This window comes from Micromonospora sp. NBC_00898 (genome assembly GCF_045207895.1).
In the GTDB taxonomy this organism is placed as follows: Bacteria; Actinomycetota; Actinomycetes; order Mycobacteriales; family Micromonosporaceae; genus Micromonospora.
Window position 1 is genome coordinate 5850518 of the sequence record NZ_CP108775.1, and the last position, 12278, is coordinate 5862795.

Here is a 12278-nt window from a genome sequence, read left to right on the forward strand (position 1 = left end):
TGCGGCAGGGCGGCGGGCTGTCGGGACGGGTCGGACACCGCGACATGCCGCAACCCACCCGGCGCACCCGGGCGGGAACACGGCGGCGGCCGGCGAGCTCACGCTCGCCGGCCGCCGGTTGTCAGTGCCGGATCCCGTCGGGGATCAGAAGGCCTCCTCCGGGAGGTCCATGATCTCCAGGTCGGCGCCCTCGATGATCCGCCGGTCGGCGCCGATGCGGGGCAGCACCTCGCGGGCGAAGAACCGGGCGGCGGCCACCTTGCCGGTGTAGAACGCCTTGTCGGCGGTGGAGACCTCGCCGGCCAGGGCCTTCAGCGCGACGTCGGCCTGCTTCTGCAGCAGCCAGCCGACCACCAGGTCGCCGATCGCGAGCAGGAAGCGGCGGCTGCTCAGGCCGACCTTGTAGAGGCTGCGCGCGTCGCCGGCCTGCGCCTCGCCCAGCCAGCCGGTCATCGTGCCGAGGATGTTCTGGATCTCGGCGAGCGCCTTGCCGAGCGCCTGCCGCTCCTCCTTGAGCTGACCGTTGCCGGCCTCGGAGGCGATGAACTCCTGGATCTCGCCGGCGACCGCCATCAGAGCCTTGCCGTTGTCCCGGACGATCTTCCGGAAGATCAGGTCGAGGCTCTGGATCGCCGTGGTCCCCTCGTACAGGGTGTCGATCTTGGCGTCCCGGACGTACTGCTCCAGCGGGTAGTCCTGGAGGAAGCCGGAGCCGCCGAAGGTCTGCAGCGACTCGTGGCCGAGCAGCTCGTACGCCCGTTCCGAGCCGACGCCCTTGACCAGCGGCAGGAGCAGGTCGTTGACCCGCTTCGCCAGCTTGGTGGCCTTCTCGTCGCCGGCCGCCTCGGCGTTGGCGACCTTGTCCTGCCAGGACGCGGTGTAGCAGACCAGCGCCCGCAGGCCCTCGGCGTACGACTTCTGCAGCAGCAGCGAACGACGCACGTCCGGGTGGTGGGTGATGGTCACCCGGGGGGCGGTCTTGTCGGCCTGCTGGACCAGGTCGGCGCCCTGCACCCGGTTCTTGGCGTACTCCAGGGCGTTCAGGTAGCCGGTGGAGAGGGTGGCGATCGCCTTGGTGCCGACCATCATCCGGGCGTACTCGATGATCATGAACATCTGCCGGATGCCGTCGTGCTTCTCGCCGAGCAGCCAGCCCTTGGCCGGCACGCCGTGCTCGCCGAAGGTCACCTCGCAGGTGTTGGAGACCTTCAGGCCCATCTTGTGCTCAACGTTGGTGGCGAAGACGCCGTTGCGCTCGCCCAGCTCGCCGGTGGTCTCGTCGAAGTGGTACTTCGGCACCACGAAGAGGGAGAGCCCCTTGGTGCCCGCACCGCCGACGCCCTCGACGCCGACCGGACGGGCCAGCACGTAGTGGACGATGTTGTCGCTCAGGTCGTGCTCACCGGAGGTGATGAAGCGCTTTACGCCCTCGATGTGCCACGAGCCGTCCGGCTGCGGGATCGCGCGGGTGCGACCGGCGCCGACGTCCGAGCCGGCGTCCGGCTCGGTGAGCACCATGGTGGAGCCCCACTGCTTGTCGATGAAGAGCCTGGCCCACTTCTTCTGCTGCTCGGTGCCCTCGACGTGCAGCACGTGCGCGAAGGACGGGCCGGAGGCGTACATCCAGATCGGGGCGTTGGCGCCGAGCACCATCTCGGCGAGCGACCACCAGAGGGCGCGGGGGGCGTTGGTGCCGCCGAGCGCCTCGGGGAGGTCCAGCCGCCAGAACTCGGAGTCCATGAACGCCTGGAACGACTTCTTGAACGACTCCGGCAGCGGCGCGGTGTGCGTCGCCGGGTCGAAGACCGGCGGGTTGCGGTCGCTGTCCGTGTAGCTGGCGGCCAGGTCCTCGCGGGCCAGGCGGTCGACCTCGGAGAGGAAGCTGCGGGCGGTGTCGACGTCCAGGTCCGTGTACGGCTCCTGGCCGAACGTCCGGTCCGCCCCGAAGACCTCGAACAGGTTGAACTCGAGGTCCCGAAGGTTGCTCTTGTAGTGGGTCATGCTCGCTGGCCCCGCTTCCGGACAGGTGTTACCGATCAGTAACCCCGACTGTATTACTGGCGGGTAGGCAACGACAAGCCGATCGAGGAAGTGACAGCGATTACACACTTCCAGTTCAGCTTCCGGCCAACCCCAGCGCCAGCGCCGCTCCCGAGAGCAGCAGGAATCCGTTCGCCAGCACGAACTGCGCCGAGTAGTCGCGGGCCAGCAGGTGGGTGTGCACGGCGCAGGCGAAGAAGAGCACCAGCCCGGCCGCTGCGGCCGCCCCGACCAGCGGGACGCCGAGCAGGCCGAGCAGCAGGCCCACCGCGCCCGCGGTCTTCAGCGTGCCGATGGGGAAGGTCAGCCAGAACCGCGGGACCCCGGCTGCAGCCATGCCGGGCAGGATCGGCCGGAAGTGGGCCAGCGCCGCCACCCCGGAGAAGCCGGTGGCGGCGACGGCCAGGACGGTGACGACGACGTACGCGATGTGCATGATCGGCTCCGGTCCGGGTCAGTTGGCGATGCCGACGGTCCGCCCGACCGACTCCGGCCGGTCGAGCAGGTGGCGCATGGCGTGGGCGACGTCGGCCCGGGAGACGGTGAGCCCGCCCCGCACGTTGCGCCCGTACGCGGTCCGGTAGGAGCCGGTCAACGGCTTGTCGGTCAGCCGGGGTGGGCGCACGACCGTCCAGTCGAGCCCGCTGTCCCGCAGCACCTCCTCCATCAGCGCCAGGTCGGCGTAGTGCCGGCGCAGCACCCGCCGGATCGCCGGGCCGAGCAGGTACCGCATCAGGGGGCCGTCGCCCGGGTCGCGCCGCGGCGGGTGCGGCCGGCCGGGGGACGGCACGACCCCGACGGGTGCCGCGCTGACCACGACGATCCGGCGTACGCCGGCGCCGGTCATCGCGTCGACGACGGCCCGGGTGCCCCGGGTGGCGATGCCGGCGTCGGCCGACGAGCGGGGGCCGAGGCCGGACAGGACGGCGTCGGCACCGGTGCACGCGGCGCGCAACGTGGCCGGGTCGGCCGTGGCCAGGTCGGCGGCGACCACCCGGATCGGGATTCCGGCCAGCTTCGCCGGGTCGCGGACCACGGCGGTGACGTCGTCACCGGCGGCCACGGCCTGGTCGACGAGGTGCCGGCCGATGCCGCCGGTGGCGCCGACGATCGTGAGCTTCATGGAAATGCCTCCCCACCGTCGACCGCGATCTGCGGCCGAACCTCGTAAGATATGGAAACCGTACCAGTTGATACGAGGCTCAAACAATATGGATTCCGTAGAACCTGAGGACGCGCGTCGTCGACGCCGCATGGCGACCCGGATCAAGGAGTCGATGCGCGAGCTGAACAACCAGCTCGCGCTGCTCAACCACCACGTCGGCGTACGCCTCTCGCTGCGCGACGTGGACCTGGACTGCCTCGACCTGATCGCCCGGCACGGGCCGCTCAGCCCCGGCGCACTGGCCCGGCGGGCCGGGCTGCACCCGGCGACCATGACCGGCGTCCTCGACCGGCTCCAACGCGGCGGCTGGATCGTCCGGGAGCGGGACCCGGACGCCACGGACCGCCGGTCGGTCACCGTCCGGGCGCTGCGCGAGCGCAACGCGGAGCTGTACGGCCTGTACGCCGGCATGAACGCCTCGATGGACGAGATCTGCGCCGGGTACGACGCGACCCAGCTCGACGTGATCGCCGACTTCCTGCACCGGGCCGGCGAGGCCGGCCGGCGGGCCACCGACGAGCTGGCGGAGGGCTGAGCCCGGCGGCCCGTGAGCGGACCGCCCCGACCCGCCGTCAGCTCTCGGTCGCGCCGACCTCCCAGCTCGGCACGGCGGCGGTCGCGCCGCTGCGCGGGCCCGTGTACTCCATCAGGACCAGCGCGATGTCGTCGTCGAGCCGGCCGTGCACCCACTCGACCAGGGCAGTCTCCAGCGAGGCCAGACCGTCGGCGACCGTGCCGTGGCCGAGCAGCCGCCAGGCCCGGTCGGCGGTCGGGAAGAACTCGCCGTCCCGCCGGGCCTCGCCGAGGCCGTCGGTGAAGAGCAGCAGCCGGTCCCCCGGCTCCAGCCGTTCCACCCGGAGGCGGACCACCGGCATGAAGCCGAGCGGCGGCGCGGGCGCGGGCGGTTCCAACGGGATCACCGCGCCCCGGCGCAGCAGCAGCGGCGGCGGGTGCCCACAGTTGACGATGGTGAGCGTGCCGCCCCGCTCCTCGACCAGCGCCGCAGTGACGAAATCCTCGTCGCCCACGTTGCGGGCCACCGCCCGATCCAGGTCGGTCACCACGGCCCGCAGGTCCGCCCGCTCGTACGCGACGTGCCGGTACGAGCCGAGCACGATACTGGCCAGGCGGACCGCGTCCAACCCCTTGCCCCGGACGTCCCCGATGATCATGCGGACGCCGTAGGGGGTGTCCATCGCCTCGTAGAGGTCACCGCCGATCTCGGCGGTGGCGGTCGAGGAGATGTAGCGCCCGGCCACCGCGAGCGTGCCCACCTGCGGGCCGAGCGGCCGGAGCACCGCCTGCTGGGCGACCGCCGCCAGCTTCGACAGCTCGGCGATCTGCTCCGCCTGCCGCTGGCGCACCGAGGCGACGGCGGCGGCGATCGCGGTGGCGAGGGCGATTCCGGCGACATTGACCGCGCTGACCAGCGACATCGTCCGCTCGGCGAGGGCGAAACCGGCGCCGATCACGGTGGCGAGCACGCCCACGCCGAGCACCAACCGCCAGGAGGCCAGGGCGGCGGCGAGAAACGGCGCGGCGACCATCAGCGCCACGTAGTGCGCCGGCCGACCGTCGGCCAGCTCCACGGCGGAGACGAGCGCGAGCAGCGCGAGGGCCGCGCCGAGGCCGGCGCGGGATCCGGGGCTCAGCGGGCCGCGGCCCGACTGAAAGGGTTGCGTGCGTACATCGGACAGCATGCCTGATGGACGTGAACGGGTGAATGAACCTGACCCGTCGTCCGAGGAGGTTCTGCCCGGCCGGATCGCCGCGCCGGCCCGATCGCCGTCGGTCACCGGGTCAGCCGAGCACCTCGTACTTCACCGAGACCTCGCCGAGGTCGGTGGAGGCGATGGCCGCGAAGGCAGCCCGCGACAGGTCCAGGCAGCGGCCGTCGATGTATGGGCCGCGGTCGTTGATCCGGACGACGACGGACTTGCCGTTGGCCGGGTTGGTCACCCGGACCTTCGTGTTGAACGGCAGCGTCTTGTGCGCGGCGGTCAGCGCGTCCGGGTTGAAGGTCTCCCCGTTGGCCGTCATCTGGCCCTCGTCGTAGAAGGACGCGCCGCAGGAGCCGCTCTCCAGCACCTTGGCGGCGGCGGTCTTCTTCGCGGTGGCCGAGGGCTTCGGGCTGGCGGTCCGGGTCTTGCTCCGGGAGGCGGCCTGGGTCCGGGTGGCCGTCGGGCTGGGGGTGGCCGTCGGCGACGGGCTGAGGCTGGGCGCGGCCGACGCGCTCGGCGAGACGGACGGCGAGGCAGGTGCCAGGGTGCTGGGCAGGGCCTCGGCGACGGCGGGCTCCGGGGCGGCCGAGCCGGAGGTGAGCTGGACCGCGCCGACGGTGCCGCCGACGGCGAGCGCCACGCCGAGCGCCGCCGTGGCCGCGATGCCGGCGGGCGAGGAGAACTTGCGGGTACGGAAGTGCCTACCAGCCACCGGCCCGGTCCTTTCGTCATCTGAACAAACCGGCTCGGACCGTAACGAGAGGAGCACTTCCGAAGTCAACGTGATCATGGTGATATGCCCGCATTTACCCTGGTACGTCTAGCCGATCGGCCCCTACCCGCTGCCCGATCGGAGGAAGGATCGCTGGCCACGGCTTGTCCGCCATCGCCTGGCGTCGGTGTCCGAGGATGGGACGGTGCTGAGCGAACGCCTGATCGAACTCTTCCGCTGGGTCGACCCCGGACCGGAGAGCGACCACCTGGTCAGCGACGTCTCCGGCTGGTGGCGGGATCCGGAGGTGCTGGTCGCCCTCGGTCCGGCCCTGGTGGCACCGTTCCGTCCGGCCCGCCCGACGGTGGTGCTCGCCCCGGCGGTGACCGGGCTGCTGCTCGGACCGCTGGCCGCGACCGCGCTCGAGGTGGGCTTCGTGCCGGCGTACAAGGTGGGTGACGGGCGGCTGCCGGCCGGGGCGGTCAGTTGGGCGCAGAGCCCGCCCGACTTCCGGGGCCGGCGGGTCACCCTCGGCGTCCGGGACCGGCACCTCCACCCCGGTGACCGGGTGCTGCTGGTGGACGACTGGGTGGCCACCGGCGCCCAACTGCGCGCCCTGCGCGAGCTCTGCGCGGCCCGCGGCGCCGAGGTGGTCGGCACCGCCGCCGTGGTCGCCGACTGCCCGCCCGAGGTCGCCACCGAACTGGGCGTCCGCCCCCTGGTCGACGCCGCCCGGCTCCTCGCCTGACCCCGGCCCACGCCAGCCGGCCGCCGCCGAGCGGCACCGTTCCGGGCGCCGCGCTTGACCTCAAGTGCGATTGAGGTCAGACCATCATCGGCATGAACGACGGCATCCTTGACGAGGCATACCAGCGGCTGCACCGGACCGGCCCGGAGTTCGAGGGCTGGCTCTCCAACCACGGCCCGATGGCGGTCGAGGCACTGGTCCGGCACGGGCACGAGGCACGGGTGCACCGCTGGCTCGACGACTACCTGCGCCGCCTCGACGAGCTGCCGCGCGGGCTCCGGCCGATCGACGACTGGCGGGCCGCGCTCGGCGACCCGAAACGGGCCGGCGACTGGCTCGCCCACTTCGACCGCGAGCTGCGCGAACGCCCCTGGCGGGAGGTGCTGGGCACCTGGTGGCCCCGGCTGCTGCCGGGAATCGCCGCCGGCGCCACCCACGGGGTGATCCGGGTCGGGCACGCCGTCCGGGTGCTGCTCGACGACGGCGCCGGACCGGACCGGCTGACCGAACTGGGCCAGGCGCTCGGCTACTGGGCCGCCCGGTGGCAGCCGGTGCCCGGGGCCGGCCCGCTCACCGGCCGGTCCGACGTGCCGGCCGCGCTGGCCGGGGTGCCGCGGATCGCCGCGCAGACCGGTGGCATCCGGGAGCGGCTGGGCCGGCTGCCCGACGTACCGGAGTGGTCCGGCGCGGTGACGGCGCTCCGCCCGCCGACCACCCCCGCGGAGGCCGAGCGGACCCTCACCGACCTGGTGCACCGGACGGGCCTGGACTACCTCCGGTTCGGGCACGGCAACCCGGTGATGCTGGTGCACGCGGTGACCGCGCCCACCGCGGTGAGACGCACCCTGCCGGCCCTCGACCCGGTGGCGTGGGCGCCGAGCCTCGCCGCGGCCTGGTCGGCCACGGCCGCCGTCACCTCGGTGTACGCCGCGCCGACGGCGGTCCCGCCGCCGGCGGTCGCCCCCGGCGACCCGGCGGAGGTCTTCGCCCGGGCGGCCGGGCACGGCGACGCGCACGTGGTGAAGCTGGCCGACGCGGTGCTCGACGCGCACGCGGCGACCGGCGACGACCGGGTCCTCGCGGCCGCCGGCTACGCCGGGCAGCTCATCTGACGAACTCCTCGACCGCGGTGCAGACCCGGCCCAGCACCTCCGCCGAGCGGGCCAGCGGTCCGGGCACCAGCATCGAGTGGTCGGCGTCGGGGATCTCCAGCACGTGCGGGGTGAGCCGGCGGGCCACCTCGCCGTCCCAGAGCTGGTCCGCCGTGCCGCCCACCAGCAGGAACGGCTCGGTCGCCCGGCTCAGCGCGGCGGTCACGTCGGCGCGGTTGAGCAGCGGGGTGAGCCAGACCGCCCGCAGCCCCCGGTCGGCGGCGAGCGGGGCGGCGAAGGTGCCGAGCGACTTGCCGACCAGCAGGTCGGTCGACTCGCCCAGGGTGGGTGTCACCTGCTCGGCCACCCACGGCGCGGCCCGGTCGCCGCCCAGGTCGGCGGGCACCTGCCAGGTGACCTCGTGGGTGTCTAAACCGAGCCGGCGCAGCGCCTCACCGACGTAGACGAAGAGCGGGGCCCGGGTGTCGTAGCCCCGACCCGGGATGAGCACCGCGCGCCGGTCCGCCATGGTCGCCTCCTCCTGGTCCCGACCGCCCTCATGCTAGCGCCGACGGGCCCGCCGATGGGGGAGGCGAAATGCCGCGATGGGAGATCAGCCGGCGACTAGCCTCGGCAGGATGTGGCCCCGCATCGGTGAACTGCGCTCGCTCGCCCTCGGTACGCCCGGCGAGCTGCGCGCCACGCTCAACACCCTGGTGCTGGCCGGCGTGAAGACCGCGACCGCCGGCCTGATCAGCGAGTACGCACAGGAGAACGAGGAGCTGGAGCAGGTCGGCGAGCGGCTGGCCCTGGTCGACGACCACGACGCGCTGGTCGCGGTCGTCGAGGTGACCGGCGTCGAGGTGGTCCGCTTCGCCGGCGTGCCCTGGGATTTCGCCCGCTCCGAAGGGGAGGGTGACCGGTCCATCGAGGAGTGGCGGGACGGCCACGGCGCCTACTGGGCGCGGCAGGGCACCCCGGTCACCGAGGACACACAGATCGTCTGCATCCGCTTCCGGCTGGTCTCGGCCGGCGACGGCGGCATCAGCACCGGCGACCTGAGCACCTGAGCAGGCCCGTCCTCAGGCGCGGCGCAGCTCCGGCAGGAGCCGGGTGGCGACATCGACCAGGACCTGCTCGTCGCCGGCGTACCAACTGCTGGCCCGGGGCCAGTGCGTGGCGACGTCGGTGAAGCCCAGCCGGGCGGCCCGGCCGACCTGCTCGGCGAAGAAGTCCGCGCTGCTCAGCGAGAAGACCGGGGCCGAGTCCAGCGACAGGTACCGGTCGAGGGTGGCCGGGTCGCGGCCCGCCTGCTCCAGCGTCGCGTCCATCCGGGTGGACAACTCCGCGACCGATGACCACCAGCTCTCCAGGTCGTCCTCGCCCGCGCCGGTGGTCACCCAGCCCTGGCCGAACCGGGCCACCAGCCGCATCGAGCGCGGCCCGTTCGCGGCCAGCACGAACGGCACCCGGGGTTGCTGCACGCAGCCCGGGTTGTTCCGGGCGTCCACGGCGGCGAACCACTCGCCGCGCCAGGTCGTCCCGTCCTCCCGCAGAATCAGGTCCAGCAGCTCGACGAACTCGGCGAACCGGTCCACCCGCTGCCGCGGCGGCAGCGTCTCGCCGCCCAACACCCCCGAGTCGAAGCCGATCCCACCCGCACCGAGGCCGAGCAGTAGCCGACCGCCCGAGACGTCGTCCAGCGCGGTGATCTGCCGGGCGAAGGCCGCCGGGTGTCGGAAGTTCGGCGAGGCGACCAGGGTGCCGAGCCGGATCCGCGAGGTCACCGTCGCGGCGGCGGTCAGCGTCGTCACCGAGTCGAACCAGGGCCCGTCGACCAGGTCCCGCCATCCCAGGTGGTCGTACGTCCAGGCGTGGTCGAAGCCCCACTCGTCGGCCTGCCGCCAGCGGCGCTGCGAGTCCGACCAGCGCTGGTCGGGGAGGATCACGATGCCAATCCGCATGATCGCCAGCGTACGGCCTGGCCGGCCGGCCCGAGCGGGTCCGGCGGCCAGTCCGGGTCAGTCCGCCACGACGTCGGCGACCACGCAGGCGATGTTGTCCGGCGCGCCCTCGGCGTACGCGAGGTCGACCAGCCGCCCGACGGCGCTCTCCGGGTCGTCGACGCCGCCGAGCGCGCGGTGCAGCGCCTCCTGCCCGACGACGGCGGAGATCCCGTCGGAGCAGAGCAGGTAGCGGTCACCGACCAGCGCGGTCCGCAGCGCCAGGTCCGCCTCGACCTGGTTGCCACCGGCGCCGAGGGCCCGCACCAGCAGGGCGCGCTGCGGGTGCGCGGCGACCTGGTCGGGCGCGAGCCGGCCCTGGTCGACCAGCGACTGCACGTACGTGTGGTCCTGGGTCAGCCGGAACAGCTCGCCGCCCCGGAGCAGGTACGCCCGGGTGTCCCCGACGTGCACCAGCGCGAGTTGCGATCCGCGCCGCAGCAGCGCGGTCAGGGTGGTGACCGGCTGGTGCTCTTCCGTCGCCGCGCCGCGTACCGTGCGCTCGGCCGACTGGACCGCCGCGGCCAGCGTGGCGAGCAGTTCGGCGGCTGGCGCGTCGGCGAGTTCCAGCGGCTTCAGCGCGTCGACGGCGGCGGCGCTGGCAGCGGCGCCACCCGGGCCGCGTTGGCCGTCCGCCACGGCCAGCAGGTTCCCGCTCGCGTACGCGGTGTCCTCGTTGGTGTCCCGGACGGCGCCGGCCTCGCAGCGGGCGGCGTAGCGGAGGCTGAGGGCGGGCTTGGTGTCGGACATGTTGCTGCCCCTTCCGGAGAGCTGTTCGACGAGGTCGGTGACGACGCGGCCGCGGGCCGCGGTGTCGGCGCTGACCCGCCGCCAGTAGGCGTCGATCGCCTTTGCGGCTGCGGCCCGGTCGAGACCGCAGACCGCACGGACGTCCGCCAGCGGCATCCCGGCCCGGCGCAGCGCGGCGATCAGCCGGGCCCGGTCGAGCTGGCCGGGCTCGTACAGCCGGTACCCCGAGTGGGGGTCGACGGCGGCCGGCGGCAGCAGGCCGAGTTCGTCGTAGAGACGCAACGCCTTCGGCGTCAGGTGCGCCGCCCGGGCGAACGCCCCGATGGTCAGCAGCTCCACGTCGGCATCCTCCTCGTACCGGTCCGGATGACCGGCACGGACCAGGCTGTGGCTTGCCCCAAGGTAAAGGTCAAGGCCCTTGACCAGGTATCGCGCACGCCCTGCCCGGGTTGGCGATCGTTGCCGGGGCCGGCCGGATCAGGCGGTCAGTTTGGCCAGCATCCGGCCCAGGTGCGGTTCGATCGTCGCCGGGGCCGCGGCCGTCACCTCCCGCGGCGTCCACCAGCGGACGCCGTGGAACTCACCCGGGTCGGGGATCAGCTTCTGGTCCCGGCTGCCGCTCAGCACGAACCAGAGGCTGACGTCGGTGTGCCGGTCCTCCGGCGCGCCGACGGTCTCGGTCACGGTGAGGAGGGCCGGACGCTCGCCGAAGCGCGGCGAGAAGACGGCCGGCACGCCCAGCTCCTCCACCACCTCCCGGCGCACGGTCTCGGCCGGGTGCTCGCCCGGCTCGACGTGTCCGCCGCTGGGTAGCCACATCCCCGCCTTGCGGTGGTCGACCAGCAGCACGCTGCCGTCCGCCTCGTCGTGCAGCAGGAAGTACGACACCAGGTGCGGCGAGGGGGTGCGGGGCTTCTCCCGGCGGAAGATGTCGTCGGTCCCGGCCAGCCAGGCCAGGCACTCCGCCCGGTGCCGTGCCTCCAGCTCGTCCACCGGCGCCAGCGCCGCCACCAGCTCCCGGATCTCCGCCGCCACCCGCATTCCCCGGATGCTGTCAGCCGGGTACGACAGCCGTCAGCCCGCCGGTCGCGGATTGGCGTCGACCGCGGCCCGGACGAACTCGCGTACCCGGGCGGTGGTGTTGGTCGCCCGCCACACCGGGCCGCGCCGGATCGGCGGCGCGTCGTGGATCGGCACGTACGCGACGTCCGGACGCGGGTAGTACCGCCGGGTGTGCTCGCCCACCGGCAGCACGCCCCGACCCAACGCCACCAGCGAGAGCATCTCGGAGAAGGTGTTGCCTACCGGCCCCCTCGGCACCGGCCGCCCCGACGGCGTCCGCTCCGGCGTACGGTCGCGTTTGAACTCGGCCGAGGTCACGGCCGGATACTGCACGACCGGATGGTCGGCGAGCACCTCCACGGAGACCGACGCCGCACCGGCGAGCGGGTGGCCGGCGGCCACCGCGAGCGCCCGCCCCTCGGAGAGCAGTGCCGGGCCGTTGGCCATGCCGTCGAAGGGGTAGGCGGCGATCAGCACGTCGATCGAGCCGTCGAGGAGGCTCGACCGGGTGGTCGCGAGCTGCGCCTCGTGGACGTGCACCACGCAGTCCGGGTGCCGTTCGGTGAAGAGGCCGACCGCCCGGAGCAGCACCGGGGCGGTCCACTCGCCGAGGAATGCCACCCGCAGCTCGCCCGTGACGCCCCGCCCGGCCTCGACGGCCCGCCGCACGGCCTCCTCGACCCCGGCGACCAGCGGGCGCAGGTCCTCGGCGAGTTCGGCCCCGATCGGGGTCAGCCGGACGACCCGGCTGGTCCGCTCGAAGAGCGGCGCGCCGATCCGGCGTTCCAGCTTCTTCACCACGTGGCTGACCCGGCCCGTGGTCACCCGCAGCCGTTCGGCGGTCCGCCCGAAGTGCAACTCGTCGGCGAGGGTCAGGAACGTCTCCAGCTCGTACCGTTCCAGCAAGACCCACCCCTACCGTTGATTCTGGGTAAAGAATCGTAGCCTGATCGGGTCTTGGTCCGGTTCGGCGTCGGGACGAGTCT

Annotated in this window: 14 protein-coding genes; 4 read left to right on the forward strand and 10 right to left on the reverse strand. The window is 73.4% G+C overall.

Going from position 1 to position 12278, the window contains the following annotated elements; all coding sequences use genetic code 11:
* Positions 1-144: 144 nt before the first annotated feature.
* The 3 genes from OG799_RS28425 to OG799_RS28435 all read right to left on the reverse strand — a co-directional run bounded on the left by OG799_RS28425 (position 145) and on the right by OG799_RS28435 (position 3163).
* A complete protein-coding gene (locus OG799_RS28425) occupies positions 145-2001 on the reverse strand; it encodes an acyl-CoA dehydrogenase (RefSeq protein ID WP_406039285.1) in 1857 nt (618 codons plus the stop codon).
* Between the two features lie 115 nt (positions 2002-2116).
* Positions 2117-2476, reverse strand: a complete 360-nt coding sequence (locus tag OG799_RS28430) for a DoxX family protein (protein WP_406039286.1) — start codon at positions 2474-2476, stop codon at positions 2117-2119.
* Between the two features lie 18 nt (positions 2477-2494).
* On the reverse strand, positions 2495-3163 hold the full coding sequence (locus tag OG799_RS28435; RefSeq protein ID WP_406039288.1) for an NAD(P)-dependent oxidoreductase: 669 nt from the start codon (positions 3161-3163) through the stop codon (positions 2495-2497).
* A gap of 130 nt (positions 3164-3293) precedes the next feature.
* On the opposite strand from OG799_RS28435, the gene OG799_RS28440 reads away from it, so the two are divergent.
* Positions 3294-3740 (forward strand): MarR family transcriptional regulator, encoded by a 447-nt coding sequence (locus OG799_RS28440; protein WP_406039290.1) that lies wholly within the window; start codon positions 3294-3296, stop codon positions 3738-3740.
* A gap of 37 nt (positions 3741-3777) precedes the next feature.
* Here the strand turns inward: OG799_RS28440 and OG799_RS28445 are convergent, their stop codons facing one another.
* Together OG799_RS28445 and OG799_RS28450 are read right to left on the reverse strand one after the other, a co-directional pair.
* Entirely contained in the window at positions 3778-4905 is a 1128-nt protein-coding gene (locus tag OG799_RS28445; protein ID WP_406039292.1) for a PP2C family protein-serine/threonine phosphatase, read from the reverse strand.
* A 100-nt stretch (positions 4906-5005) separates the two neighbouring features.
* Positions 5006-5638, reverse strand: a complete 633-nt coding sequence (locus OG799_RS28450; protein ID WP_406039294.1) for a septal ring lytic transglycosylase RlpA family protein — start codon at positions 5636-5638, stop codon at positions 5006-5008.
* A 205-nt stretch (positions 5639-5843) separates the two neighbouring features.
* Between OG799_RS28450 and OG799_RS28455 the strand changes: the two genes are divergently transcribed.
* Positions 5844-6386 (forward strand): phosphoribosyltransferase family protein, encoded by a 543-nt coding sequence (locus OG799_RS28455; RefSeq protein ID WP_406039296.1) that lies wholly within the window; start codon positions 5844-5846, stop codon positions 6384-6386.
* A gap of 92 nt (positions 6387-6478) precedes the next feature.
* Positions 6479-7498 carry a hypothetical protein gene (locus tag OG799_RS28460; protein ID WP_406039298.1) on the forward strand — a complete coding sequence of 340 codons (1020 nt, stop codon included), beginning with the start codon at positions 6479-6481 and terminating at the stop codon, positions 7496-7498.
* On the opposite strand, the gene OG799_RS28465 is transcribed toward OG799_RS28460, so the two are convergent.
* Positions 7491-8006 (reverse strand): alpha/beta hydrolase, encoded by a 516-nt coding sequence (locus OG799_RS28465; protein WP_406039300.1) that lies wholly within the window; start codon positions 8004-8006, stop codon positions 7491-7493. The genes OG799_RS28460 and OG799_RS28465 overlap by 8 nt on opposite strands.
* A 109-nt stretch (positions 8007-8115) precedes the next feature.
* Between OG799_RS28465 and OG799_RS28470 the strand changes: the two genes are divergently transcribed.
* Positions 8116-8547: an ASCH domain-containing protein gene (locus tag OG799_RS28470; protein WP_406039302.1), complete on the forward strand. Its 432-nt coding sequence runs from the start codon at positions 8116-8118 to the stop codon at positions 8545-8547.
* A 12-nt stretch (positions 8548-8559) separates the two neighbouring features.
* Here OG799_RS28470 and OG799_RS28475 read toward each other — a convergent pair whose 3' ends face one another.
* The 4 genes from OG799_RS28475 to OG799_RS28490 all read right to left on the reverse strand — a co-directional run bounded on the left by OG799_RS28475 (position 8560) and on the right by OG799_RS28490 (position 12198).
* A complete protein-coding gene (locus tag OG799_RS28475) occupies positions 8560-9441 on the reverse strand; it encodes an LLM class flavin-dependent oxidoreductase (protein ID WP_406039304.1) in 882 nt (293 codons plus the stop codon).
* A gap of 57 nt (positions 9442-9498) precedes the next feature.
* Positions 9499-10569 carry a MerR family transcriptional regulator gene (locus tag OG799_RS28480; protein ID WP_406039306.1) on the reverse strand — a complete coding sequence of 357 codons (1071 nt, stop codon included), beginning with the start codon at positions 10567-10569 and terminating at the stop codon, positions 9499-9501.
* A gap of 138 nt (positions 10570-10707) precedes the next feature.
* Positions 10708-11271 carry an NUDIX hydrolase gene (locus OG799_RS28485; protein WP_406039308.1) on the reverse strand — a complete coding sequence of 188 codons (564 nt, stop codon included), beginning with the start codon at positions 11269-11271 and terminating at the stop codon, positions 10708-10710.
* A 33-nt stretch (positions 11272-11304) separates the two neighbouring features.
* Positions 11305-12198 carry a LysR family transcriptional regulator gene (locus tag OG799_RS28490; protein WP_406039310.1) on the reverse strand — a complete coding sequence of 298 codons (894 nt, stop codon included), beginning with the start codon at positions 12196-12198 and terminating at the stop codon, positions 11305-11307.
* Positions 12199-12278 lie beyond the last annotated feature (80 nt).

Coding starts and splice junctions, on each gene's coding strand:
- OG799_RS28440 (WP_406039290.1), top strand. CDS start 3,294: ATGGCGACCCGGATCAAGGAGTCGATGCGCGAGCTGAACAACCAGCTC.
- OG799_RS28485 (WP_406039308.1), bottom strand. CDS start 11,271: ATGCGGGTGGCGGCGGAGATCCGGGAGCTGGTGGCGGCGCTGGCGCCG.
- OG799_RS28445 (WP_406039292.1), bottom strand. CDS start 4,905: ATGCTGTCCGATGTACGCACGCAACCCTTTCAGTCGGGCCGCGGCCCG.
- OG799_RS28475 (WP_406039304.1), bottom strand. CDS start 9,441: ATGCGGATTGGCATCGTGATCCTCCCCGACCAGCGCTGGTCGGACTCG.
- OG799_RS28460 (WP_406039298.1), top strand. CDS start 6,479: ATGAACGACGGCATCCTTGACGAGGCATACCAGCGGCTGCACCGGACC.
- OG799_RS28470 (WP_406039302.1), top strand. CDS start 8,116: ATGTGGCCCCGCATCGGTGAACTGCGCTCGCTCGCCCTCGGTACGCCC.
- OG799_RS28430 (WP_406039286.1), bottom strand. CDS start 2,476: ATGCACATCGCGTACGTCGTCGTCACCGTCCTGGCCGTCGCCGCCACC.
- OG799_RS28425 (WP_406039285.1), bottom strand. CDS start 2,001: ATGACCCACTACAAGAGCAACCTTCGGGACCTCGAGTTCAACCTGTTC.
- OG799_RS28465 (WP_406039300.1), bottom strand. CDS start 8,006: ATGGCGGACCGGCGCGCGGTGCTCATCCCGGGTCGGGGCTACGACACC.
- OG799_RS28435 (WP_406039288.1), bottom strand. CDS start 3,163: ATGAAGCTCACGATCGTCGGCGCCACCGGCGGCATCGGCCGGCACCTC.